Genomic DNA, 284 nt, shown 5'->3' with positions numbered 1-284 from the left:
CGGACCAGTGGTATTGGTAACTGGCTTGCCGTCTTTATCAACCAAAGTCGCGGTGTAAACGATCTCGCCGCCTTCGCCGACAGTTTTGGTGGCAGTCAGGACCACATCGACTTTATCGATGGTGTCGTTGATCTGCGTAGTCGCGCCGTCGCCAGCAACCACAAGCTTCTCGAAGTTGCCACCCGCGGTGCCGGTGATCTGGACGGTCTGGGTGCTCTTGTCGATGAACACGTCATCGCCAGGGGCATCAACAATCACAGTACCAACGGTTTCGCCGGCCTTGA

Annotated in this window: 1 protein-coding gene; it reads right to left on the bottom strand. The window is 56.7% G+C overall.

Annotated elements, in window-relative coordinates:
- A partial coding sequence (locus BHC62_RS07290) for an immunoglobulin-like domain-containing protein (protein WP_143007500.1) occupies positions 1–284 on the bottom strand: 284 nt, incomplete at both ends.

The sequence above is a fragment of the Pseudomonas sp. 06C 126 genome, from assembly GCF_001855215.1.
GTDB lineage: Bacteria > Pseudomonadota > Gammaproteobacteria > Pseudomonadales > Pseudomonadaceae > Aquipseudomonas > Aquipseudomonas proteolytica.
This window is presented reverse-complemented; position numbering and strand designations above follow the sequence as displayed.